Origin of the sequence: Methylocystis parvus (genome assembly GCF_049675845.1) — a bacterium.
GTDB classification, from domain to species: Bacteria; Pseudomonadota; Alphaproteobacteria; order Rhizobiales; family Beijerinckiaceae; genus Methylocystis; species Methylocystis parvus_A.
Genome location: NZ_CP187161.1, coordinates 3,962,399 through 3,986,375, shown reverse-complemented (window position 1 = coordinate 3,986,375; position 23,977 = coordinate 3,962,399). Strand labels below are relative to the sequence as shown.

General features: G+C 66.6%; 19 protein-coding genes, 1 other RNA gene and 6 pseudogenes. 6 read left to right on the top strand and 20 right to left on the bottom strand.

Annotated elements, in window-relative coordinates; translation table 11 throughout:
• Position 1: 1 nt before the first annotated feature.
• From murB to rsmH, 16 genes and pseudogenes are all read right to left on the bottom strand, one after another.
• The gene (gene murB / locus ACPFMJ_RS20530) at positions 2–922 is read right to left on the bottom strand and encodes a UDP-N-acetylmuramate dehydrogenase (RefSeq protein ID WP_424361727.1); all 921 of its coding nucleotides are present in this window, start codon (positions 920–922) and stop codon (positions 2–4) included.
• Positions 923–1,055: 133 nt separating this feature from the next.
• Positions 1,056–2,468 (bottom strand): annotated as a pseudogene (gene murC / locus ACPFMJ_RS20525) (UDP-N-acetylmuramate--L-alanine ligase).
• Between the two features lie 262 nt (positions 2,469–2,730).
• A pseudogene (locus ACPFMJ_RS20520) lies at positions 2,731–3,039 on the bottom strand (glycosyltransferase); the annotation flags it as partial.
• A 228-nt stretch (positions 3,040–3,267) separates the two neighbouring features.
• Positions 3,268–3,531, bottom strand: coding sequence for a hypothetical protein (locus tag ACPFMJ_RS20515; protein WP_424361726.1), 264 nt, complete (start codon positions 3,529–3,531; stop codon positions 3,268–3,270).
• A gap of 94 nt (positions 3,532–3,625) precedes the next feature.
• Positions 3,626–4,270 carry an FtsW/RodA/SpoVE family cell cycle protein gene (locus ACPFMJ_RS20510; protein ID WP_424363925.1) on the bottom strand — a complete coding sequence of 215 codons (645 nt, stop codon included), beginning with the start codon at positions 4,268–4,270 and terminating at the stop codon, positions 3,626–3,628.
• Positions 4,271–4,371: 101 nt separating this feature from the next.
• Positions 4,372–4,698: an FtsW/RodA/SpoVE family cell cycle protein gene (locus ACPFMJ_RS20505; RefSeq protein WP_424363924.1), complete on the bottom strand. Its 327-nt coding sequence runs from the start codon at positions 4,696–4,698 to the stop codon at positions 4,372–4,374.
• Positions 4,699–4,816: 118 nt separating this feature from the next.
• Positions 4,817–6,188: pseudogene (gene murD / locus ACPFMJ_RS20500) on the bottom strand (UDP-N-acetylmuramoyl-L-alanine--D-glutamate ligase); the annotation flags it as partial.
• Between the two features lie 34 nt (positions 6,189–6,222).
• Positions 6,223–7,321, bottom strand: a pseudogene (mraY, locus tag ACPFMJ_RS20495) (phospho-N-acetylmuramoyl-pentapeptide-transferase).
• A gap of 211 nt (positions 7,322–7,532) precedes the next feature.
• On the bottom strand, positions 7,533–7,775 hold the full coding sequence (locus tag ACPFMJ_RS20490; RefSeq protein ID WP_424361725.1) for a glutamate ligase domain-containing protein: 243 nt from the start codon (positions 7,773–7,775) through the stop codon (positions 7,533–7,535).
• Between the two features lie 58 nt (positions 7,776–7,833).
• Entirely contained in the window at positions 7,834–8,685 is an 852-nt protein-coding gene (locus ACPFMJ_RS20485) for a Mur ligase family protein (protein WP_424361724.1), read from the bottom strand.
• Positions 8,609–9,277 (bottom strand): glutamate ligase domain-containing protein, encoded by a 669-nt coding sequence (locus ACPFMJ_RS20480; protein WP_424361723.1) that lies wholly within the window; start codon positions 9,275–9,277, stop codon positions 8,609–8,611. Before ACPFMJ_RS20480 ends, ACPFMJ_RS20485 begins: the two co-directional genes overlap by 77 nt.
• The gene (locus ACPFMJ_RS20475) at positions 9,261–9,848 is read right to left on the bottom strand and encodes a Mur ligase family protein (protein ID WP_424361722.1); all 588 of its coding nucleotides are present in this window, start codon (positions 9,846–9,848) and stop codon (positions 9,261–9,263) included. Before ACPFMJ_RS20475 ends, ACPFMJ_RS20480 begins: the two co-directional genes overlap by 17 nt.
• A 148-nt stretch (positions 9,849–9,996) precedes the next feature.
• Positions 9,997–10,173 (bottom strand): Mur ligase domain-containing protein, encoded by a 177-nt coding sequence (locus tag ACPFMJ_RS20470; RefSeq protein ID WP_424361721.1) that lies wholly within the window; start codon positions 10,171–10,173, stop codon positions 9,997–9,999.
• 42 nt (positions 10,174–10,215) lie between these two features.
• Positions 10,216–11,955 (bottom strand): annotated as a pseudogene (locus ACPFMJ_RS20465) (peptidoglycan D,D-transpeptidase FtsI family protein).
• Between the two features lie 356 nt (positions 11,956–12,311).
• A pseudogene (ftsL, locus tag ACPFMJ_RS20460) lies at positions 12,312–12,494 on the bottom strand (cell division protein FtsL); the annotation flags it as partial.
• Entirely contained in the window at positions 12,494–13,534 is a 1,041-nt protein-coding gene (gene rsmH / locus ACPFMJ_RS20455) for a 16S rRNA (cytosine(1402)-N(4))-methyltransferase RsmH (RefSeq protein WP_424361720.1), read from the bottom strand. The pseudogene ftsL and the gene rsmH, both read right to left, overlap by 1 nt.
• Before the next feature lie 449 nt (positions 13,535–13,983).
• Here rsmH and ACPFMJ_RS20450 point away from each other — a divergent pair, with 449 nt between their 5' ends.
• Positions 13,984–16,254 carry a copper-transporting P-type ATPase gene (locus tag ACPFMJ_RS20450; protein ID WP_424361719.1) on the top strand — a complete coding sequence of 757 codons (2,271 nt, stop codon included), beginning with the start codon at positions 13,984–13,986 and terminating at the stop codon, positions 16,252–16,254.
• Between the two features lie 40 nt (positions 16,255–16,294).
• Here the strand turns inward: ACPFMJ_RS20450 and rnpB are convergent.
• An RNA gene (gene rnpB / locus ACPFMJ_RS20445) (RNase P RNA component class A) lies at positions 16,295–16,677 on the bottom strand.
• 171 nt (positions 16,678–16,848) lie between these two features.
• On the opposite strand from rnpB, the gene smbP reads away from it, so the two are divergent.
• Positions 16,849–17,214: a small metal-binding protein SmbP gene (gene smbP / locus ACPFMJ_RS20440; protein WP_424361718.1), complete on the top strand. Its 366-nt coding sequence runs from the start codon at positions 16,849–16,851 to the stop codon at positions 17,212–17,214.
• A 281-nt stretch (positions 17,215–17,495) separates the two neighbouring features.
• Positions 17,496–17,951 carry a hypothetical protein gene (locus ACPFMJ_RS20435; protein ID WP_424361717.1) on the top strand — a complete coding sequence of 152 codons (456 nt, stop codon included), beginning with the start codon at positions 17,496–17,498 and terminating at the stop codon, positions 17,949–17,951.
• Here the strand turns inward: ACPFMJ_RS20435 and ACPFMJ_RS20430 are convergent.
• Positions 17,948–18,493 carry a hypothetical protein gene (locus ACPFMJ_RS20430; RefSeq protein ID WP_424361716.1) on the bottom strand — a complete coding sequence of 182 codons (546 nt, stop codon included), beginning with the start codon at positions 18,491–18,493 and terminating at the stop codon, positions 17,948–17,950. The genes ACPFMJ_RS20435 and ACPFMJ_RS20430 overlap by 4 nt on opposite strands.
• A gap of 96 nt (positions 18,494–18,589) precedes the next feature.
• On the opposite strand from ACPFMJ_RS20430, the gene ACPFMJ_RS20425 reads away from it, so the two are divergent.
• The 3 genes from ACPFMJ_RS20425 (at position 18,590) to ACPFMJ_RS20415 (ending at position 21,889) form a co-directional block, all read left to right on the top strand.
• Positions 18,590–20,833, top strand: a complete 2,244-nt coding sequence (locus ACPFMJ_RS20425; RefSeq protein WP_424361715.1) for a primosomal protein N' — start codon at positions 18,590–18,592, stop codon at positions 20,831–20,833.
• Between the two features lie 117 nt (positions 20,834–20,950).
• A complete protein-coding gene (locus tag ACPFMJ_RS20420; protein ID WP_424361714.1) occupies positions 20,951–21,238 on the top strand; it encodes a hypothetical protein in 288 nt (95 codons plus the stop codon).
• A gap of 174 nt (positions 21,239–21,412) precedes the next feature.
• Positions 21,413–21,889, top strand: a complete 477-nt coding sequence (locus ACPFMJ_RS20415; RefSeq protein ID WP_424361713.1) for a hypothetical protein — start codon at positions 21,413–21,415, stop codon at positions 21,887–21,889.
• A gap of 34 nt (positions 21,890–21,923) precedes the next feature.
• On the opposite strand, the gene hrcA is transcribed toward ACPFMJ_RS20415, so the two are convergent.
• Together hrcA and ACPFMJ_RS20405 are read right to left on the bottom strand one after the other, a co-directional pair.
• Positions 21,924–23,009: a heat-inducible transcriptional repressor HrcA gene (gene hrcA / locus ACPFMJ_RS20410; RefSeq protein ID WP_424361712.1), complete on the bottom strand. Its 1,086-nt coding sequence runs from the start codon at positions 23,007–23,009 to the stop codon at positions 21,924–21,926.
• A 103-nt stretch (positions 23,010–23,112) separates the two neighbouring features.
• Positions 23,113–23,910: an outer membrane protein gene (locus ACPFMJ_RS20405; protein WP_424361711.1), complete on the bottom strand. Its 798-nt coding sequence runs from the start codon at positions 23,908–23,910 to the stop codon at positions 23,113–23,115.
• Between the last annotated feature and the right edge of the window lie 67 nt (positions 23,911–23,977).

The window sequence follows — 23,977 nt, the reverse complement described above, 5'->3', positions numbered from 1 at the left end:
CTCAGGGGACGCCGATCCGTTTGATTTCCCAATGCAGCTCGACGCCGCTCGTTTCCCGGACGCGGCGACGCACTTCCTCGCCCAGATTCTCGATGTCCGCCGCCGTCGCCTTGCCGCGATTGATGAGGAAGTTGCAGTGCATCTCGCTCACCTGAGCGTCGCCGACGACGAGGCCGCGACAGCCGGCGGCGTCGATCAACTGCCAGGCCTTGTGGCCCTCGGGATTCTTGAAGGTGGAGCCGCCGGTCTTTTCCTTGATCGGCTGCGACGCTTCTCGCGCGGCGGTGATGCGGTCCATCTCGGCGAGGATCGCCGCCGGGTCGCCGGGGCGGCCCTGATAGAGCGCTTGCGTGAAGATCACGTCATCTGGCGCCGAGCAATGCCTGTAGGTGTAACCCATGTCGGCGTTGGAGAAGACATGGATATCGCCGTCGCGGTCGACGCCGCGCGCTTCGATCAGCGTGTCCTTGGTCTCGCCGCCATGCGCCCCGGCGTTCATCCGCAGCGCGCCGCCAATGCCGCCGGGGATGCCGCGATAGAAGGCAAGTCCATCAATGCCCGCGTCGGCGGCGGCGCGCGCGGCCTTGACGTCCGGCACGGCGGCGCCGATGCGCAGGCGGTGGCCGTCTTCGACCGTCACATCGCCGAACCCTTTCGCTGAAAGGCGGATGACGACGCCCATCACGCCGCCGTCGCGCACGATGAGGTTCGAGCCGAGGCCGATGACGGTGACCGGGATTTCCTTGGGAAGGCGCGCGAGGAAATAAGCGAGGTCCGCTTCGTCGGCCGGCATGAAGAGAAGCTGCGCCGGTCCGCCGACGCGAAACCAGGTGTAAGGCGCAAGCGGCTCGTTCGCCGAGAGCTTGCCGCGCAGCTCGGGCATCAGCTCGTTGAGGCCGGGCGTGAGGTCGAGGAAGGTCATCGGCCCCCTCCCCAACCCTCCCCCGCTTCGCGGGAGAGGGAGCAGAAAGTCGCCGCTAACGGCGCGCGCTGATCACGAGCGTCCCCTCTCCCGCGAAAGCGGGGGAGGGACAGGGAGGGGGCTGAACTCATAATCACCCCTGCCCGCCAGCCGCGAGCTGCTCCGGCAGCGCATAGGCCCATTGCGTGATGTTGCCGGCGCCGAGGCACACGACATAATCGCCAGGCGCAACAATCTCGCGCACCATGGCCGGCAACACTTCTGGCGAGGGGAGACCCACGGCGCGGCGATGACCATGCGCGCGGATAGCGTTGACCAGCGCGTCGCGATCGACGCCTGGAATGGGCTGCTCACCCGCCGCGTAAACATCCGCGACGATCACGACGTCGGCGTCGTTGAAGCAGGTCGAGAAGCCGTCGAAGAGCGATTGCAGGCGCGTATAGCGATGCGGCTGCATCACGGCGACGACCTTGCCCTTGGTGGAGGCGCGCGCGCGCGCGCAGCACGGCCGAGATCTCGACCGGATGGTGGCCGTAATCGTCGAAGATCTGCGACGCCGTTCCACTCGCCCGTGCTTGCGTGAAGCGGCGCTTGACGCCGCCAAAGCCCGCCAGCGCCTTGCGGATCTGATCCGGCGACAGGCCGAGCTGATAGGCCACGGTGATCGCCGCCGTCGCGTTGAGCGCGTTGTGATGGCCCGGCATCGGCAATACGAGATTGTCGAGATAGGTCGCCTGCGCCGTCTTGCGGTCGCGCAGCAGCACATTGAAACGCGACACGCCGCCTTCGAGATTGACGTCGAGCAGCCGAACGTCGGCCTGCGGGTTCTCGCCATAGGTGATGACGCGGCGGTCCTCGATCTTGCCGACGAGCTCCTGCACGGTCGGATGATCGAGGCACATCACCGCGAAGCCGTAGAAGGGCAGATTTTCGATGAAGTGGCGGAACGCATCCTTGATGGCGTCGAAGGTGTGAAAGTGATCGAGATGCTCGGGATCGATATTGGTGACGATCGCGACGTCGGCCGGCAGCTTGAGGAACGTGCCGTCGCTCTCGTCGGCCTCGACCACCATCCATTCGCCGCCGCCGAGCCGGGCGTTGGTGCCATAGGCGTTGATGATGCCGCCATTGATGACGGTCGGATCGAGTCGCCGGCGTCGAGCAGCGTCGCGACGAGCGACGTCGTCGTCGTCTTGCCATGCGTGCCGGCGATGGCGACGCATTGCTTGAGGCGCATCAGCTCGGCGAGCATTTCGGCGCGGCGCACGACCGGCAGGCGCTTTTCGCGCGCGGCGACGAGCTCGGATTGTCGCGCTTGATCGCGGTCGAGACGACGACGACGGCGCCTCGCCCAGCGCGCGGGCGTCGTGGCCGATGAAGACAGTCGCGCCCTTCTCCGAGAGACGCTTGACGTTGGCGTTTTCGGCGGCGTCCGAGCCCTGCACCTTATAACCGAGATTGACCAGCACCTCGGCGATGCCCGACATGCCGATGCCGCCGATGCCGACGAAGTGAATGGGGCCGAGATCGCGCGCGGCAGTTTCATCTTGAGAAAGTCTACCTCGGAAGCGCGGCTTTGCGCTACGCTCAAAATCAGATCCGCAAGCATCGTTCGCGCAATCGCGTCGGCCACTTGCTGCGCCAGATCGGCGAGGCGTTCGGCCGCGTCGACGACGCCAACGCTTTTCGCTTTTTGCGCGGCGCGGCGCAACTCTCCGGGGCTTTCCACAAGCTGCGCAAGCCGCGCAGGCGAGAAAGGCCGGCGAGAAATCGCTCTGCTTCACCGTCTCCGCCGCGCCGGCCTGCTCGATGAAAGCGGCGTTCGCGGCCTGATCGCCGTCGAGCGATCCCGGCAGCGGCACGAAAAGCGCGGGCCGGCCGATGACGGCAAGCTCCGACACGGTGGAGGCGCCGGAGCGCGCGATGACGAAATGCGCCGCCGCGATCCGCGCCGGCAGATCGTCGAAGAAGGGCGCGATCTCGGCGTCGACGCCAGCGCCCTGATAGATCGCCTCGACGCGCGGAATATCTTCGGCGCGCGTCTGCTGCACGAGACGGATGCGCGCGCGCAGATGCTCTGGAAGAGCCGCGATCGCTTCCGGCACGATATCCGCCATCACGCGCGCGCCCTGCGAACCGCCGGTGACGAGAAGGCGAAAGGCGCCATCCTCAAATCCCGGATAGGCGAGCTTCGCCGCTTCGAGCACCGCCGGACGGACCGGATTGCCGGTGACGACGACCTTGGTCTGCAACGGCGCGGGCACGTTGAGATTGGGCAGGCCCGCTGCAATCTTGGCGCGCGGCAGAGAGAAAGCGGTTGGCCTTGCCCATCATCGCCATTGGCTTCATGGATGATCGTCGGGATCTTGAGGAGCGGCGGCGAGGAGCGGCGGCACGGTCGGATAGCCGCCGAAGCCGATCACGGCGCGCGGCTGCAAATGACGGAAGACCTTCGCCGCCTGCGCCGTTCCGTAAGCGAGGCTCGCGAGCGCCTGGGCCCTGGCGATGAAGGAACCGCCGCGCGGCGTCGCGGAGGCGACGCAATGCATGGCGCGCGCGGGAAAAGCGTCGCCATATCGCAGCGCGCGCTCCTCGGTGACGAGCTCCACCGGAACGCCGCGCGCGCCGAGCGCATGCGCGAGCGCTTCGGCGGGAAGAGATGACCGCCGGTGCCGCCGGCGGCGAGAAGCGCGGGGACCGCGCTCATAGCGCCGGACGATCGTTCATTACGCGGCCGCGCTGAGGATCGGCCTGCTGGCTCTTCGCGACCTGCGTCAGGACGCGGGTGCGCGGACGCTTGCGGGTGACGGCGAGCAGGAAGCCCATGCCGAGCGCGAGCGAGATGAGCGACGATCCGCCATAGGAGACGAAGGGCAGCGTCATGCCCTTCGCCGGCATCAGTTGCAGATTGACCATCATGTTGATCGCGCCTTGCAGGCCGAACAGCATGGCGAGACCCGCCGTCGCGAAGCGGCAGAACGGATCTTCGTTGCGCGCCGCCGACAACAGGCGCGCACGACGATGAAGGCGAAGAGAAGCGAGCAGGATGCAGACGATCACGCCGAACTCCTCGCCGATGACCGCGAAGATGAAGTCGGTGTGCGAGTCCGGCAAGATGCGCTTGATCGTGCCTTCGCCGGGGCCCTTGCCGAACCACGAGCCGGCGATGAAGCTCTCGAGCGCCGTCTCGGACTGGAAATTCGTCGGCACGCCCGCGACCGGCGGCGGCGGTTCGAGGAACGCCTCGATGCGCGCATGAACGTGCGGCACGAACTTATAGGCGAGCCGCGCCGCGACCACTGCGAGGCCGCCAAGGCCGACGACCCAGATCACATGCAGCCCCGCCATGAAGAACAGCGCGCCCAGACGATCGAGATCAGCATGGTCTGGCCGAAGTCCGGCTGCAGGACGAGCGGCCCGACGGTGAGCGGGAAAAGCAGCAAGAGCGATCAATTGCCCGGAACGTCCTTGCGCTGCGCGCCCTCCGCGAAGGCCCAGGCGACCACGACGACGTTGGGCTTCACGAATTCGGACGGCTGAATGCCGAAGATCCAGCGGCGAGCGCCCTTCACCTCCTGCCCGAAGAACAGCGTCGCGACGACGAGCGCGAGCGAGACGACGAAGATCACGAGCGCCACTCGACGCACATGGCGCGGCGAGAGGAACGACGTCCCGATCATCACCGCCAGCGCCGGCAGGAGATAGGCGACCTGGCGATTGACGAAATGGAAGGTCGGAAGATGCAGCCGCTCCGCGACGGGCGGACCGCCAGCCATCGAGAAAACGAGGCCCGACGACGATCAACACGCCGATCGCCGCGAGCAGCCAGCGATCGATCGTCCACGCCCATTCGCCGATCGGCGAACGATGCGCGCGCGACATCATGAGGCGTCTCCTTGCGGGATCGAGAGCGGCGATTCTTTGAACGATTTCGCGAAAGGCCTCGCCGCGCGCTTCGAAGTCAGCGAACTGGTCGTAGGACGCGCAAGCCGGCGAGAGCAGCACGATAGGATCGCGCGCGTCCCCGTCGGTCGCCGCCCGGTCCGTCGCGACGGTGAGCGCGCAGCAGCGCTCGAAGGGGACGTAGCCTTCAAGGGTTTCGGCGAATTCCTCGGTCGCCTCGCCGATGAGATAGGCTTTGGCGACGCGCGGGAAGAACGGACGCAGCGGCTCGATGCCGCCTTCCTTCGCCTTGCCGCCGATGATCCAGTAGATATCGGAAAAGCTCGCCAACGCCTTTTCCGCCGCATCGGCGTTGGTCGCTTTCGAGTCGTTGACGAAGAGCGCGCGCTCGATGCGGCCAACCTCTTCCATGCGATGCGGAAGGCCGGGAAGCTCGCTATCCCAGCAGCGATCTCCTCGTCCTCCAGTCCGCATTCCCAGGCGGCGGCGGCGGCGAAAGCGGCGTTCTGGGCGTTATGCGCCCCGCGCAGCGCACGCGCATTCTTGATCGCTGCGAGAAGCTCCGCCTCTTCCGGCAGATGCTCCTTTTCGCGAAAATAGATTTCGCCATTTTCGACATAGAAACCCCAGTCCAGCGGGCGCGCGGCCGAAACCGGCATGACTCGCTGGCCCTCCCGCGCGTCGGCGGAAAGGCGCGCCCCGATGGCGTGGGTATAGGCGTCGTCGACGCCCACGAGCGCGACTTCGGCGCCCGCGACGAGCCGCTCCTTGATCGCCGCGTAATTCTCCATCGTGCCGTGGCGGTCGATATGGTCGGGCGTGAGATTGAGGAGAACGCCGATCGTCGGCCTCAGAGTCGGCGTGAGGTCGATCTGGAAGGACGAGCATCTCGATGACGTGAAACCGGCTTCGGCTCCGGCGGCTCGAGATCGAGGATCGGCACGCCGATGTTGCCGCCGAGCTGCACGTCGAGACCGGCCTGACGCAGAATATGCGCGATGAGCGCCGTCGTCGTCGACTTGCCGTTTGTGCCGGTGATGGCGATGAAGGGCGCGCCCGGCGCGTCGAGTGCCCGCTCGCGCGCGAAAAGCTCGATGTCGCCGATGATCTCGACGCCGTTCGCCTGGCGCGTTTCACGGTCCAATGCGGCTCGGGATGCGTCAGCGGCACGCCCGGCGCCAGGACCAGCGCCGACAAGCGCGACCAGTCCGCCTGCTCAAGATCGCGAGCGGAATCATCCTTGGCGATCGCCTGGAGGCGCGCGCTCTCGGCGTCGTCCCAGGCCGATGACGATAGCGCGCCATCCCGCATCAGCGCGCTTGGCGGTGGCGAGACCCGACGCACCGAGCCCGAACACCGCCACCGATTTTCTTAAAGGAAGTCGTAATCGGAGGTCATCAGCAAGTCACGTTGTTTGGCTTCAGCGTCAAGGACGAAAGGCCGATGAGCGCCAAAACGAAGGCGATGATCCAGAACCGGATCACGATCTGCGGCTCCTTCCAGCCCTTTTGCTCGAAGTGGTGATGGAGCGGCGCCATCAGGAAGATGCGCTTTGCCGGTCCCTTGAACGATAGCCGACCTGGATGATGACCGAGAGCGCCTTCGAGCACGAAGAAACCGCCGACGACCGCAGCACGAATTCCTGCTTCATCGCCACCGCGATCGTGCCGAGCAGGCCGCCGAGCGCCAGCGAGCCCGTGTCGCCCATGAAGATCATGCGCCGGCGGCGCGTTGAACCACAGGAAGCCGAGGCCCGCGCCGATCAAGGCCGAGCAGATAATCGTCAGCTCGCCGACGCCGGCGACATGGTTGATGCCGAGATAGTTCGAGAAGATCGCGTTGCCGACGAGATAGGCGATGATCGCGAAGTCGCCGACCGCGATCATGGAGGGCACGATCGCGAGGCCGTCGAGGCCGTCCGTCAGATTGACGCAATTGCCCGCCGCGACGATGACGAAGCCGCCAAAGACGATGAAGAAAGTCCCGAGCGAGCCGATATATCCCTTGACCATGGGGATGGCGATTTTCGACATGTTGTCGCCGCCGACCTTCATCAGGAAATAGCAGGCGATGCCCGCGACGATGAACTCCAAAGCGAGGCGCGCCTTGCCGGAGAACCCGGCGTGCGACTGCTTCGTCACCTTCAGATAGTCGTCATAGAAGCCGATCGCGCCGAAGGACAGGTGACGAAGAGCACGATCCAGACGTAATAATTGCGCAAATTCGCCCAGAGCAGCGTCGCGGCGACGAGCCCGCGAGGATCATCAGCCCGCCCATCGTAGGCGTGCCCTTCTTGGTCAGCAGGTGCGATTGCGGTCCGTCCTCGCGGATCGGCTGGCCCTTGCCCTGCTTGACGCGCAGAGATGATGACTTGCGGGCCGAAGAAGAACACGAAGAACAGCGCCGTCGCCGCGCCATGGCCGCGCGGAAGGTGATATAGCGAAAGACGTTGAGCGCGCTGATCTGGTCGCTGAAATTGACAAGCTCGTAGAGCATATCCGCGCCTTCCCCCTGCGGCTCGTCTTTTCGGGCGCAGAATTGGCGTCTTTCGCGACTGTGATTTCATGCGCCACCACAGACCATGCGCGTCCCGTTCGAGCCTTTGACCATGACGACGTCTCCTGCCCTCAAGCGATCTGCAAGCAGGGCTTCTTCGAGCTCCGCGCCGTCGGATGAGTAACCGCGCATCGCTTCGCGGGTAGCGGCATCAGAAGGCGCTTGCATCTGCGGCCCGCGGTGAACAGCAAATCGACTTCGCGCGCTTGAGATCGTCCGCGAGTTCCGCGTGAAGCTCCGCGCCCTGCGGTCCGAGCTCCAGCATGTCCCCGAGCACGGCGATGCGTCGGCCGCCCACGCCCGGTGCCGTCGCGCCGAGAAGATCCAGCGCGGCGCGCATGGAGGCCGGATTGGCGTTGTAGCTCTCGTCGATCAGCGTGATCTCCGCCGCCAATCGGCGTTGAGCGATCTTCGCGCGCTGGCCGCGCCGCGGCCGGAGCTGGAAGCCATCGCTAGCGGCGGCCGCGTCGAGGTCGACGCCGAATGGCCACGGCGATCAGCAGCGTGGCGAGCGAATTGAGCGCGATATGCTTGCCCGGCGCGCCGATGCGATAGGACATATGCCGGCCGAGAATGTCGGCCTCGACCTCGCAGCCGTCGTCAGTCTGTTTGTAGGAGAGAAGCCGCGCCTGCGCGCCTTCGATCTCGCCGAAATCAAGAATATGCCCGGCATAGGCCGAAGCCGCATCGGCGAGGCGCTGGTAGTGTTCGTCGTCGCGATTGAGGATCGCCACGCCTCCTTCGAGGCCGGAGAAGATCTCCGCCTTGGCGTCGGCGATGCCTTCGACGGAGTCGAAATGCTCGAGATGCACGGCCGCGACTTTCGTCACGACGGCGACGTGCGGGCGCACTTGCGCGACGAGCCCGGCGATCTCGCCGGCATGGTTCATGCCGAGCTCGAAGACGCCGAACCGCGTGTCGGCCGGCATGCGCGCAAGCGTCAGCGGCACGCCCCAATGATTGTTGTAGGAGGCGGTCGATGCGTGCGTGGGGCCGAAATGCGAGAGCATCAGCCGCGTCATGTCCTTGGTCGAGGTCTTGCCGACCGAGCCGGTGATCGCGGCGATGAGCGCCGCCGTGCGGTCGCGCGCGCGCATGCCCATGAGTTCGAGCGAGCGCTGCACGTCCTTCACGACGAAGAGCGGGCCGGCGCCGGCGAGTTCCTGCGCATGCGCCTCGTCGATCACCGCGGCGGCGGCGCCTTGCTCGAAGGCCGCGCGAATGAATTCATGTCCGTCGCGCGCCTCGCCCTTGATCGCGACGAACAGGTCGCCGGGCTGCAGGGTCCGCGTATCGATCGACACCCCGTCGACGCCGCGCGCCAGCGCGCCGCTGACGCGCGCCTGCAATGCCGCCGAAAGCGAGCTCCAGAGCGACCAGAGGGTTCTGCTTCATCAACCGTTGCAGCGCCTTCGCGACCGCCTCGTGATCGGAAAATGGCAATATGCGATTGCCGACAATCTGGCCTGTCTCGTGCCCCTTGCCGGCGACGACGAGCGACATCTCCAAGTCCCAATCCGGCGACGGCGCGTGGGAAATCGCCTCGCCGCGATCGGCGATCTCGCCGATTTGGCGGGACCCGACCGCGCGCGCCCGATGAATGGCCTTGCGGATCAGCGCGGCGTCCTCGCTGCGCGGATTGTCGTCCGTGACGATGACGACATCGGCCCGCGCGCGGCGATCGCGCCCATCAGCGGGCGCTTGCCCTTGTCGCGGTCGCCGCCGCAGCCGAAGACGACGATGAGCCGCCCTGTCGCCAGCGGTCGAAGTCGCGAGGACCTTCTCCAGCGCGTCGGGCTTGTGCGCGTAATCGACGAAGATCGGCGCGCCGTTCTTCTCGCCGATGAGTTCGAGGCGTCCCGGCGCGCCTCGCAGCCGTTCAGCGCGCGAAGACACGCGCGGGATCGTCGCCGGAGGCGATGGCGAGCCCCGCGGCGACAAGCGCGTTGGAGGTCTGGAAGGCCCCCGCGAGCGGCAGCTCGATCTCGTATTCTTGGTTCTCGTGACGCAGGCGCAACGCGGTCGAGAGCGCGCGCGGTCGCATCTCGAGCAGGGCGATCGTCTCGCCCTTCGCGCCGACCGCCATAAGGTTGAGACCGCGCGCCTTGCAGACGCCCGCCACCCGTCCGGCCACGTCGCTGTCCGCGTCGAGCACAGTCGGCTGGCCCGGCTGCAAAAGCGTATCGAAGAGACGCATCTTCGCCGCGAAATATTCTTCCATGTCGCGGTGGTGATCGAGATGGTCGCGCGAGAAGTTCGTGAACCCCGCCGCAGTCAGCCGCACGCCGTCGAGGCGGCGCTGGTCGATGCCGAGCGACGAGGCTTCCATCGCGAGATGCGTGATCCCGCGCGCCGCGAGTTCGTCGAGCGTCCTGGCGAGTTCGACCGGCCCCGGCGTCGTCAGCGAGCCGTAATGCGCGCCCTTTGAATCGACGATCCCGATCGTGCCCGAGAGACGCCGCCTCATGACCGAGCGCCTGCCCAAATCTGGCGCAGAAAGGCGACGACGGAGGTCTTGCCGCTCGTGCCCGTGACGGCGACGATCGTTGTCGGTTGGCGGGGGTGAAAGCGGGCGGCTGCGAGCGCGAGAGCCCGGCGCGCGTCGGGGACGAGGATCAGCGGCGGAGCGCTCGCCGCGACGCGCTGCGCGACACGACGACCGCCCCCTTGACGCGCGCGTCGTTCACGAAGGAAAGGCCGTCGCCGGCATGTCCCGGAATCGCGAAGAAAGCGAAGCCCTCGCCGATTGCGCGGCTGTCGGCGCTCAGCCCGGAAATCTCCAGGTCGCGCAAGGAGGGCGCGAGGTCCGCGCCGGGCGAGGAGTCCCCGAGGAGTTAATGCATCAGAGGCCGTGGCCACGGTGGGCGCGGGACATTGGCCATGCCGTAGCCGAGCTTCGCGAGCAGCGGGAAGGGCGTGTGCGGCGGATCGAAGCGCGGCGCGATTCCCAGAACCGGCGCGACGCGCTCGATGATCTCGCCGGTCACAATGCCGGAATTGAACGCCGCCGTCGCGTCGCCGTGCGTTTCCGGCAAGCCCTGCGGCTCGTCCATCAGCGTGAGGAAGAGATATTTCGGCTTGTCCGCGGGCGCGACCGCCATGAAGGTCGTGAACAGCCTGTTCTTCAATAATGTCCGTGGATCACCTTCTCGGCCGTGCCCGTCTTGCCGCCGACGTAATAGCCGTTGATGTCGACTTTTTTCGCCGTGCCGATCTCCGCGTTGAGGCGCATCAAACAGCGCATCGCCTCGCTGGTTTCCGGCTTGATGACCTGAACGGCGTCCTTCATCGCCTCTTCCTCGCTGCGCTTGATGAAGGTGGGGCTCATCAGATAGCCGCCGTTCATCAGCGCGCCGACGCCCATCATCGCCTGCAGGGGCGCGACGGCGATGCCGTGGCCGAAGGCGATCGTCGCCGTGTTCAGCTCGCTCCAGTTCTTTCTCGGCCACATCGGCTCGGCGCTCTCGGGCAGTTCCGTGTGCATGCGCGTGAGCTGGCCCATCTTGCGCAGGAACGCCTTGTGCTTCTCGACGCCCTGCCCGATCGCCATGCGCGCCGTGCCGATATTCGACGAATGAACGAAGACCTCCGGCACGGTGAGCGCGCGGTTCTGCGCGTGATAATCGTGGATCTTGAAACGGCCGAGGCTAAGCGCGCCGCGGGCGTCCAGGCGCGAGTTCAGATTGACCTTGCCCGAATCGAGCGCCATCGCGATCGTCAGCGCCTTGAAGGTCGAGCCCATTTCATAGATGCCGACGTTGAGCCGGTTGATCAGCTCCTTGTCGCGGATATTCGGCGAGCCGTTGGGGTCGTAGTCGGGCAGCGACGCCATCGCGACGACCTCGCCGGTGTTGACATCCATGATCGCAGCCGCGCCGGCCTTGGCCTTGAAGCGCGCCACGCCCTTCTCGAGCTCGTCGCGCAGCGGCGTGCGTCGCGCGAATGTCGAGAGACAGCGTGATTGGCTGCAGCGTTTCGGCGTCGCGCCGAAGCCCGCGCCATGGAGATCGGCGAGGCCCTGCCCGTCGATGAACTTCTCGATGCCGGCGATGCCCTGATTGTCGACATTGGCGAAGCCCAGCACATGCGCGCCAATCGGCCCGTTGGGATAGACGCGCTTGTTCTCGGCGATGAGGCCGACGCCCGGCGAGCCCCAAATGGAAGACCTCGTCGCGCTGATGCGGCGTGACCTCGCGCTTGACCCAGACGAAGCCCTTCTTCGAACCGAGACGCTCGCGCAACTGCTTGGCGTCGACCGGGAAGGACGCGGTCAGGAGCTCGGTCGCTTCGTCCTTGTCGATGAGGCGGCGCGGCTCGGCGAACACCGACATGGTCTTCACGTCGGTCGCCAGGACCTCGCCATTGCGGTCGAGCATGTCGGGACGCGCCGCCGCCACCGCTTCGGCGGCGGCGCGACGCGGATCGTCGCCGGCTCCGGCTTCAGGCCGAGATAGACGAGCCGGCCGCAGATGACGCCGTAGATCGCGAGAAAAAAGCAGCGCGACGAGGCGCATGCGCGGCGCGCTCGAGTCAAGGCTCGTCGTGAAGGCGCGCGCCGGATCATGCCGCGCCATATTTCGACTGGGCCTTGGCGGTTGGTCGAGGAGAGGTTTCGATCATGTCCGGCATCTTGCGATCGCCGTCGTTTCTTCTGCTCGCGGCTCGGGCTCTGCTGGCTGGCGCTCGGCGCCTTGGTCGTCGCCACGACCTTCGGCGTCGCCGCCTTGGCCTTGGGCGTGTCGGATTTCGGCGTGGTCGGCGTCGCGGGCGCGGCGGCCGGCGTCGCGGGCAGGCTGAGGCCGATCTCGCCGAGCTTGTCGCCGATGGAGTCGTTACGGCTCTTCTGCGGCAGAGACGTGGCGGCGGCGATCTGAGCAAGCGACAGCGGCTTCAAATCGAGGTATTTGTCCGCCAGTTTCTGGATGCGTTCGGGCCGCGTCATATAGGCCCATTCGGCGCGCAGGACGGCGATGGCGTCGCGCTCCTGCTTGATCTCGATCTTGGTCTTGGCGATTTGCTCGGCGCGATAGGCCGTCTGATATTTGATCGAATAGGCGTAGACCGCCGAGCCGATCAGCGCGCAGATCGCGACGATGTTGAGAAGCCGGAGCATCAGACTTTTCCTTTGTCGCGGACAGGCAGACGCGCGAGCCGCATGAGCTTGTCGCCGAGCGGCATGGGCGGCGCGGCGGTGCGGGTCGCGTGACGCAGCTTGGCGGAGCGGGCGCGGGGATTGTCGGCGGTTTCCTCGCGCGTCGGCGCGATGGGCTGGCGGCCTTCGCAGACGAAGCTCGTCGGCGGCGGCGCGGCTTCGCCCGGCAGGCGGCGCGAGCGCGTCTCGCCGCGCCCCGAGCGCGCCGCCAGGAACTGCTTGACCATGCGATCTTCGAGCGAATGAAAGGTCACGACGACCAGGCGTCCGTCTTCCGGGAGCACGCGCTCGGCGGCCGCGAGGCCGTCGAGCAGTTCGCCCAGTTCGTCGTTCACCGCGATGCGCAGCGCCTGGAAGCTCTTCGTCGCCGGATGAATGTCGCTGTGGCGCTGCGGCGCGACGCGCGCGATCATCTCGGCAAGCGGCTTGGTCGAGGTGAAGGGCGCGATCTTGCGGTCATGCGCGATGGCGCGCGCAATGCGGCGGGAGGCGCGCTCCTCGCCGTAGAAATAGAGGATGTCGGCGAGCGTCTCCTCGTCCGCCTCATTGACGATGTCGGCGGCGGAAAGGCCCCTGCCCTCCATGCGCATGTCGAGCGGGCCGTCGCCGCGAAAGGAAAAGCCGCGTTCCATCTGGTCGAACTGCATCGACGAAACGCCAATGTCGAAGACCGCGCCGTCGCAACGGGCGAAATTCTGCGCGCGCGCCACGTCTTCGAGCTGCGAGAAGCGCGCTTCAACGAGCGTGAGCCGACCGCGCGCCGCTTCGACGAGCCCAGCGCCATCGCGAACAGCGGCCGGATCGCGGTCGAGCGCGAGAACGCTGGTGTCGGCTGCGGCGAGAAGGGCGCGCGTATAGCCGCCCGCGCCGAAGGTTCCGTCGAGATAGCGCCCGCCGTCGCGGGGGCGCAGCGCCTCGACCGCCTCGCGCAACAGCACGGGCACATGCCGGACCGGACCCCCATCCGCCGGGAGTTGATCCGCGCCGCGGTCCTTCCCCATCACGCTCGCCCTCGCATTCGCCCGCGCCGCCGCCGATGCTCGCCGGCCATGCGCCGCCGGGCCTTTGAAAGGCCGGCTCGCGGTCCCGGAGCGTCGCGGCGAAATCAGTTGGCGGGCCATCGGTTTTTCAAGGCGTCGGCGAAGCGGCGGCGAGCCGCAGCGCCTCCTCCGGCGCCAAACAGCATTAAGCTTTGTTAGTGTTAAGGGAGGGTTACTGCAAAGCCCGCCAGGGCCGCAAACTGCGCCATAAAGAAAGGCCCGCCGGTCTGCACGCGCCCGCCGGCGCCGGCGGCGCCCGCGCTCCAAGCCGCCTGCCCGACGCCGCCGCTTGCAGACGCTACCGGATGGACCAGACGCTCGCGCCTCCCCGTGCGCTAGGTGTTACACTCTGGTTCGTTCCTGCGGTCGCTCGTTGAGCTTATGCACGCCCCAGCCTGGAAGGAATGACCATGAGTGACGAACGCCACCATCATCATCCGGGGCATGGGAGCCTGCGCGAGCATCAAGGCCGCCAGCATGCGCCCATCGCGGAAGCGCCGACTCCAGCTCGCCCGACGGCGGAAGGCGTTATCTACACCTGTCCGATGCACCCACAGATCCGCCAGCTTGGCCCAGGCAATTGCCCGATCTGCGGGATGGCGCTGGAGCCTCTCGTCACGACGACGGAGGAGGCGCCGAGCGCCGAGCTCATCGACATGACTAGGCGCTTCTGGATCGGATTGGCGCTGGCGGTTCCGGTTTTCATCCTGGAAATGGGCGGCCATTTCCTCGGTCTCCACCACTACATCCAGCCGCAACTCTCCAATTGGGCGCAGTTTCTCCTCGCCACTCCGGTCGTGCTGTGGGCCGGCTGGCCGTTCTTCGTGCGCGGCGCGCAATCGCTCGTCACCCGTAATCTCAACATGTTCACGCTGATCGCCATGGGGACCGGCGTCGCCTGGGCCTACAGCGTCGTGGCCACCTTCGTCCCCTCGCTGTTTCCGCCGGCGTTCCGCGGCGCGGATGGTTCCGTTCCCATCTATTTCGAAGCCGCGGCGGTCATCACCGTCCTCGTCCTCCTCGGCCAGGTCCTCGAACTGCGCGCCCGCGAACAGACCGGCGGGGCGATCCGCGCGCTCCTTGATCTGGCTCCCGTGACGGCGAAGCGCGTCAGGGAAGATGGGTCCGACGAAGAGGTGGCGCTCGAAGAGGTCCATGTCGGAGACCGGCTCCGCGTGCGTCCGGGCGAGAAGGTTCCGGTCGACGGCGCGCTTCTCGAAGGCCGCAGCTCGGTCGACGAGTCCCTGGTCACCGGCGAATCCATGCCCGTGACGAAGAATGTCGGCGACAAGCTCATCGGCGGCACGCTCAACCAGACCGGCGGCTTCATCATGCGGGCGGAGCGCGTGGGCGCCGACACCATGCTCTCGCGCATCGTCGACATGGTCGCCTCGGCCCAGCGCAGTCGCGCGCCCATTCAGCGGCTCGCCGATCAGGTTTCCGGCTGGTTCGTTCCGCTCGTGATCCTCGTGGCCCTTCTCGCCTTCGCCGCCTGGGCGGTTTGGGGGCCCGAGCCCCGCATGAGCTACGGCCTCGTCGCCGCCGTTTCGGTGCTCATCATCGCCTGCCCCTGCGCGCTCGGCCTCGCCACGCCCATGTCCGTCATGGTCGGCGTCGGGCGCGGCGCGCAGCATGGCGTGCTCATCAAGAACGCCGAGGCGCTGGAGCGCTTTGAAAAGATCGACACGCTCGTCGTGGACAAGACCGGGACGCTGACGGAGGGAAAGCCGAAAGTCACCGCCATTCGCCCGGCTGCCGGCGTGAGCGAGGAAGATCTGTTGACGGTCGCGGCCGGTCTGGAGCGATCGAGCGAGCACCCGTTGGCGCACGCCATCGTCGAGGCGGCCCTTTCGAGGGGCCTTACGCTGAGCGAGGCGTCGGAATTCGACTCCCCCGTCGGCAAAGGCGTCAGCGGGCGCATTGGCGCCCAATCCGTCATTATCGGGAATCAGCGCTTTCTGGCGGAAACCGGCATCGAGACGAGCGCGCTCGACGCCGAGGCGGAGCGGCTGCGGGAAGACGGGGCCACGGCGATCTTCGTCGCGATCGACCGACGGGCGGCGGGGATCATCGCCATCGCGGACCCGATCAAGGAGACGACGCCGGACGCGCTGCAAGCGCTCTATGAGGAGGGCGTCTCTGTCGTCATGCTCACCGGCGACAATTGGACCTCGGCGCGCGCCGTCGCGAAACGGCTGGGCATCAGCGAAGTCGAAGCCGAGATCCTGCCCGAAGACAAGAGCAAGGTCGTCGCCCGTCTACGCGAGGCGGGCCGCATCGTCGCCATGGCGGGGGACGGCGTGAATGATGCGCCGGCCCTCGCCGCGGCGGATGTCGGCATCGCAATGGGAACAGGAACGGACGTCGCCATCGAGAGCGCCGGCGTGACGCTTCTCAAGGGCGACCTTCGCGGCATTGTGCGCGGGCGCCGCCTGTCGCGCGCCACCATGCGGAACATCCGCCAGAACCTGTTCTTCGCCTTCATCTACAATGCGGCGGGGGTGCCGCTGGCGGCGGGAGCCCTCTACCCCACTTTCGGCCTGCTGCTCTCGCCCACGATCGCTGCGGCGGCCATGGCGCTGTCTTCTGTCAGCGTCATCGCCAATTCGCTGCGCCTGCGCCGGACGGAAATCGAGCCCGCCAAGCTGCTTGAAATGCCGCCATTCCCCGGCGTCACTTGAAGCTGAGAGAGGCAGCGTCCGAGCCTCATTCAAAGTTGAAAAAGCCAGTCGGCCTGTAAGCCGGGTTCTGTATGGCCGCGCCGGTTGCCCGACGCGACGTGACGGCCATTCCTCTGGGACGGTCGTCGCCGACCGCCTCGAGCAACCAACCCGGGCGACATCCCGGAGACGGGTTGAAGGTTTTGACGCCTTCGGTCGCCCCTATTCGGTTTTGCTCCCGGCGGGGCTTGCCATGCCCTCGGCGTTACCGTCGAGGCGGTGCGCTCTTACCGCACCCTTTCACCCTTACCGGGCGCGAGGCCCGGCGGTTTGCTTTCTGTGGCGCTTTCCCTGGGGTCGCCCCCGCCGGACGTTATCCGGCGCCGTGTCTCCGTGGAGCCCGGACTTTCCTCTGCGTGACGCAGCGGCCGTCCGGCCGACTGGCTTCCTTTTGGATAGGGAGTGGCGGAAGCAAGGTCAAGGCGCGACGTTTTGCTGCATTCCGATCGAAAGCGCAGCCTCTGGGCCGACCATAGGGACAGCCTATCTTTTATAGCGCGCGGCGGCGACCTGGAAACGCCGACGCGCGAAACTGAAATCAATGGGGAGATTAGAATGATGAATCGACGAACCGCCCTGGCCGCGCTGGGACTGGGGCTCGCCCTATTCTCCGCGCCGGGCGCGGCGATGGCGGAAAATCGCCATATCGATGCGGCGGTCCGCGAGACGAGGGAAGCGATTCACGAGGGGAAGCAGCATATGTTCGCGTCCTTCGCGGAGCATACGCACAACGCGCTGGATCACGCGCGGGAGGCTGTCGCCGCGGGTTTCGATCCCCGCGGCCATGTGAGCATGGCCGTCAAGCACCTGCGTGACGCCATCAAGATCGCCAAGCGGACGCATCATGTCCATCGACTTGAGGCGGGCATCCGACACGCCGAGCGCGCGCTCATTCATCTCAAGGTCGCGGCCAATCACTGAGGCCGTCGCGCTATGCAGCCGCATTGATCGCGGCGTTCGCCGGGCCGAGCAGGCGATGAGCCGCCTCAAGGCGATGCCCTGATCAATCGAGCCGGGCGGAACCCGTTCCGCCCGCGCCACGCGCGGCCTGCTTCAATCGCCGGCGCGTCGAAACGGCGATCATCCATTTACGCCAGAGGGGCCAGGCGGCGATGGCCCGGAATCGCCACGCCAGACGGACAATGATAACTTTGAAGGCCACAGCGAGATCAGCACTGAGATACAGTCCTCGGAGATCCTGAATGAAAAAGTATTTTCGAATGGTTTTGATGACCGGCGCAGCCTTCGGCGCCCCCGCCGCTCTCGCCATGCCGCAGCCGTCCTTGCCAGAAACGGGGACCGGCGTCATTCAAGCGCGTGGCGGCCATGGCGGATTTCACGCAGGCGGCGGCTGGCACGGCGGGTCCGCCGGCGTCCGTCCCGGTTGGGGCGGCGGGCACTACCGCCCGCCGACGGGGGGCTGGCACGGCGGCTATTACCACGGGCGCCCGGTGGCGCGGCCTCCGGTCTATGGCGGTTGGCGCCGCCCTTATTATGGCTGGCGTCCCGGCGGCGCCATCGCGGCCGGCGCGGCGATCGGCTTCCTGAGCGCGGCCGCCGCGGCGGCCTACGCCACGAGCGCGGCGCCGGCGGCGGGTCTCTGCTGGTACTATACCGACTACACCTACCAGACGGGTTTCTGGGACAACTGCCCCTAAGCCCGGGTCAGGCGCGCGAGACGTTGCGGGATCGCGTCCCGCCACGTCCCGCGCGTCGATTCGCGCACTTGATCCGACACGAGCGCGCCCGCGGCGAGGCCGAAAGCGAGCCAAACGTAAGAGGCGAACATCGACTTCTTGGAGAGCACGAGTTCCCATCCGGGCGTGAAGCGCTTGGGCGTCGCGCCGTAATCGACCGCAAAGGCGATCCCCGACATGACGAAGGCGTCGCGCAGCAGGTTGATGAAGGTGCGCGGCGGATTGAGCGCGAGCCAGGCTTCGAAGGGCGCCGCCCAGAAGATGGTCGACAGGTGATGCGTGGCGAAACCGACAAGCGTATGGCTCGCGCTCGGCAGTTCGACCTTCGCCGCCGCATCTCCCTGCGCCCAGTGGCTCGTCGCATTGAGCGGCTGCAACGCGCCCTTCCCTTCCGCCCTGGCGAGCGCCGCCAGCGCCGCCGCCGACACCAAAGCGGCGACCGTCCCCGTCACCGCCGCCGACAGGCCGAGCTGCGACCATTTGTTTTCCGTCGTCATCTTCATGCGAGCCTCCTCCGTGCGTCTCGGCATGTGCAACCGCAGGAGGCGCGCTTCGTTCCAGCGCTTCTCGCGGCGGACGATATGCTTTAATCCCGCGGCATGAGCGCGGCGCAGGATAAGTCGAAAGGAGCGCAGGTCGTCGACGTGCTGGCGCCTGTCGCCGTCGATGGGACCTATTCCTATGTCGCGCCGCCTGCGCTCGACCTGCAGCCGGGCGACAGCGTCAAAATTCCGCTGGGGACGCGCGAAGCCTATGGCGTCGTCTGGGGCGTGGAGGAAGGCGCCGCGTCGCGCAGCAACCTCAAGGCGGTCGCAGCGCGTCTCGACCGGCCCCCGCTGTCTCACAAATTGCGCGATTTCATCGACTGGCTCGCCCGCTACACGCTGACGCCCCGCGGCATGGCGTTGCGTCTCGCGACCCGCGCGGCCGAGGAAGCCGCGCCGGAGGCGCAGCGCCTTCTCTATCGCGCGACAGGTTCGAAGCCCGAGCGCCTGACGCCCACGCGCGCGCGCGTGCTGGAAGCCGCGGAAGGCGGCATGGTCTTCGCCAAGAAAGCGCTCGCCGAAGCCGCCGCCTGCTCTTCCGGCGTGATCGACGCGCTGGTCGACGACGGCTCCCTCGAAGCAGTCACGGCGCCGCCGGAGCCTGTCGCCCGTGCGCTCGATGCGGATTTCGCCGCGCCCGTATTGGAGCCCGCGCAAAGCGCCGCCGCAGACGCATTGACCGAGGCGGTCCAGACGCGCGCGTTCAAGCCATTCCTCCTCGAAGGCGTCACCGGCTCCGGCAAGACCGAAGTCTATTTCGAAGCGATCGCCGCCGCGTTGAGGGACGGCGGACAGGCGCTGGTGATGATGCCGGAGATCGCGCTCACCGCGCAGTTTCTCGAACGTTTCGCCGCGCGCTTCGGCGAGAAACCCGCCGAATGGCATTCGGGCGTTTCGGAACGCAAGCGCGCGCGCATCTGGCGCGCGGCGGCGACGGGCGAACTCTCCGTCGTCGCGGGCGCGCGCTCCGCGCTGTTTCTTCCGTTTCGCGATCTGCGTCTCATCATCGTCGATGAAGAGCATGAAGGCGCCTACAAGCAGGATGACGGCGCCTCCTATCATGCGCGCGACATGGCCGTTGTGCGGGCGCGTTTCGAGAATGCGACGATCGTCCTCGCCTCTGCGACGCCCTCGATCGAAACGCGCGTCAACGCTGAACGCGGGCGCTACGGCCATCTGCGCTTGCATGCGCGCGCGGGTTCACGTCCCATGCCGGTGCTGGAACCCATCGACATGCGCGTGGAGGGCCCGCAACGCGGACGCTGGATTGCGCCGCGTCTTGCGCTCGCCGTCGGCGAGACCATTGCGCGTGGCGAACAGGCGCTTCTCTTTCTCAACCGCCGCGGCTATGCGCCGCTGACGCTCTGCCGCGATTGCGGCCATCGCTTCCGCTGCGCGCAATGCGACGCGTGGCTCGTCGAACATCGCTTCCGACGCGCGCTCGTCTGCCATCATTGCGGACATACGGAGCGCCGTCCCGATACGTGTCCCGAATGTGGCGCCGAGGATTCGCTCGCGGCCTGCGGCCCCGGCGTCGAACGCCTTGCGGAGGAAGCGGCGACGCTCTTTCCCGACGCGCGCATTCTTGTGCTCTCCTCCGATTTTCCCGGCGGCGCAGAGCGTCTGCGCCGCGAGCTCGACGAAATCGCCAAAGGCGCATTCGACATCGTGATCGGCACGCAGCTCGTGGCGAAGGGCCATAACTTTCCGCATCTCACGCTTGTCGGCGTCGTCGACGCAGATCTTGGCTTGGGCAGCGGCGACCCCCGCGCGGCTGAGCGCACCTTTCAATTGCTCAATCAGGTGACGGGCCGCGCCGGCCGCGGCGACAAGCCCGGCCGCGCGCTGATCCAGACCTTCCAGCCCGAGCATCCCGTCATCGCCGCGTTGCTGTCTGGCGACGCGGAGAAATTCTATACGCAGGAAATTGCGCTGCGCGAGCGCGCGGGACTGCCGCCCTTCGGGCGCCTCGCGGCGCTCATCGTCTCCGGCAAGGATGCGGCGGCAGCTGAAACGCATGCGCGCGCGCTGGTGCGCACAGCTCATGAATTGCCGCCATCGCCGCGCTATCGCGTCGCCGCGCTCGGCGGCTTGGCGGAAGCCGACGAGATCATGATGCTCGGCCCCGCCGAGGCGCCGATCGGCCTCATTCGCGGCCGATTCCGTTACCGCTTGCTCGTAAAGGCGCCGCGCAACGCCGATGTGCAAAGCTTTTTGCGTGACCTCATTGCGAATGGGCCAAAAGAACGCGGCGGCATACGCGTACAGATCGACGTCGATCCTCAGAACTTCATGTGACGTCTCGGTAGCGCCGGCGAAACGGTCGGCGGTTGAAGCAGTCTTCGTCCGCGATAGGTAAGGCTGATCTTGAAGCGCTTACGCGCTGTGTAATTCTCTGCACGGGAAGGGTCAGAAATGAAGATCAAGTCGATCCTCTTCGCCACGCTTGTGGCTGGCGGCCTCGCCGCGACCGCAACCGCCATGCCGGTCGCGCCTCGGCAGGCGGGCGTCGATGCGCAGCAGGCGCATTCAGTGCGCATCTGCGACCACGGGCGCTGCTGGTGGAGCGACGACCACCGCCATGGTTATCGCGGCGATAGATGGGGCTATAGCGGCGGCCGCTGGGGCCATGACGACAACTGGCGCCGTCGAGATCGCTGGCATCGCGAACGCGACTGGGATCAGGACTGGCGTCGCTGGTGACGCCGATCCGATCGTGCGTGAAAAGGCCCGCAGCTCCTGCGGGCCTTTTTCATTTCGATGCTTTTGTTCGCAACGCCCGATCGCGCGTTGAAAGCGCGCAAGCACGCGACAGATACGACGGACCATGCGAACGCCCGAAGGTCGAGCGGCGCAGCTTTCCCTGAAGAGGAAAGGATGAAAACGATGAAGAGGACGTGGCTCTTGTTCGCATCCGCAGCCGCCGGCGCGCTTGCGCTCGGCGCACCCTTGTCGAAAGCGACGCCGGTCGCGACGCCATCAATCGAAAGGGGCGTCGTTCAGGCGCATGCCGTTCGCATTTGCGACGACGACGGCGACTGCTGGTGGACGACGCGTCATCGCCATCGCGGCGATTGGGATGACGACCACGATCGCGGCTGGCGGCATGGCTATCGCGATTATGACGACGATCATTACGGCCGGGCGCCGCGTCATGGCCGCGACTGGAACGACCGGGACTATGACCGCGATCACGAACGTCACGGGAAAATGGACAAGGATCGCGAGCGCGGCGAATGGGGCCGCAGCTCCGAGCGCGAGCACCATGGCATGGACGACAAGGATCGAGACAAGGACTACCGCGCCGATCAGGGAATGAAAGAGCGCGGCGAGCAGGGTGAGAAAAAGAAGTAAAAAGACTCCAGCGAGCCGCTTCGCGCGGCTCGCCTCACACGCCGCGCACGACCCGCGCGACGACCTTCGCGGTGTAATCCACCATCGGAACGATGCGGGCGTAATTGAGCCGCGTGGGTCCGATGACGCCGAGCGCGCCGATGATGCGACGCTCGCTATCGCGCAGCGGCGCCGCGATCATCGAGGAGCCCGAGAGCGAGAAAAGCTTGTTCTCGGAACCGATGAAAATCCGAACGCCTTCCCCCTGCTCCGCACGCTCCAGAAGATCGATCACTTCCGTCTTGGTTTCGAGATCGGCGAAGAGCAGCCGCACGCGCTCAAGATCGGCCGTGGCGGTCAGATCCTCGAGGAGATGCGCCTGGCCCCGCACGATGAGCTGGCGGCTTTCGCTCGTCGCGCCCGCCCAGCTCGCATAGCCCGCCTCGACCAGCCGGGCCGTCAATTCGTCGAGCTCCGTCTGCGCGGCGCGGCGGGAAGCCTCGATGCCCTCGCGCGCTTCGGCCAGCGTGCGGCCCGTAATGCGCGCATTGAGATAATTCGCGGCCTCGATAAGCGCCGAGGCCGGGAGGTCCCGCGAGACGGGGATGACCCGATTCTCCACCGTGCCGTCGTCCGCGACGAGAATCGCGAGCGCGCGCTCCGGTTCGAGCCGCACGAAATCAATCTGCTTGAGCCGCACATTTTCCTTCGAGGCGACCACGACGCCCGCGACTCGCGTCAGGCCGGAAAGCAAGCTCGTCGCCTCAGACAGAACGCCCTCGAGGTCATTGTCCTTGGAGGCGGCCTCGACCTCCGCCGCGATGCGGGCGCGCTCGGTCTCCTCGATGTCGCCGATCTGCAGGAGCGAATCGACGAAAAATCGCAGGCCGAGTTCGGTCGGGAGACGCCCGGCGCTCGTATGGGGCGAATAGATGAGGCCCAGCTCCTCGAGGTCCTGCATGACATTGCGCACCGAGGCCGGCGACAAAGTCATCGGCAGGAGCCGCGACAATTGACGCGAGCCGACGGGCTCCCCGGTCGTGAGGTAGCTGTCGACCAGCAGCCGGAAGATTTCCCGGGAGCGGTCAGTGAGCGTCGACAGGTTGGCGGCTGGCGGAATGATCGGCGACGGTCGGATCATGGGCGGAAGAATAACGCATCGGGGCCGCGCGTCGAGACCGGATCGCGCAATGAAAAAGCCCGGCCGCAGGGGCCGGGCTTCGTGACTTGGGGCGATCGGGGAATCAGATGCCGAGGCCGGCGATCCCGAGAAGCGCGCCGAAGCTCTTGAAGTTGTAGTTCACGCCGACGCGGGCCATATGCGTGTCGAAGCCGTTGCCCACGAAGGTGCGATAGGCGACCGGGAAGGCGAGGCCTTGGCCGTTCGTGCCCGCGAGGCTCGTGTAGAGATATTCGGCCTTGACCGAGATCTTGTCATAGACAGCCCATTCGATGCCGGCGCCGACGTTCCAACCGGCCTGCCACTTCGACGTATTGGTCGGGAAGGAGATGCCGCCGACATTGTCGAAGCCGTTGGTGTGGAGCTGGCCATAGGTCAGGCCGCCCGTGATGTAGGGCAGGAAGCGGCCGAAGGCGTAGCCGAAGCGCAGGCGCTCGGTGCCGTACCAGCGCAGGCGGCTCTGCAGCGCGCCGCCGCCCCAACCCCAGGCGGAGCCCGGGCTGCCGCTGGTCACGTCGGCATAGTTGAAGTCCGACTCATAGCCGAAGACGATATTGTTCGGGAGCTGCCAGGTCGCGCCGCTCTGAACGCCGACCACGAATCCCGTGGTGCCGTGGGAAGACGGCGCATTGGTCCACACGGCGCCGGGAACGGCTCCCCCGAGGAAGGTCACGTTGGACAGGTAGCTGGCCGAGCCGCCGCCATATCCGCCGTTGATGCCGACATGATAGCCCGTCCAGTCGAAGCCGATGGGCGCGGGCGGCGGCGGCGGCGCCTTGTAGCTGGGCAGGTCGGCGGCCGAGGCCGCGCCGATCGCCAGGGTCGACGCCAAAGCGCCGAAAACCGTAGCCTTGAAAGTCATTACAGTGTTCTCCAATCACAAGGCCGCCCGGTCGTTCGGCGCAGCGGGATGATCAAGAAAGTAACAT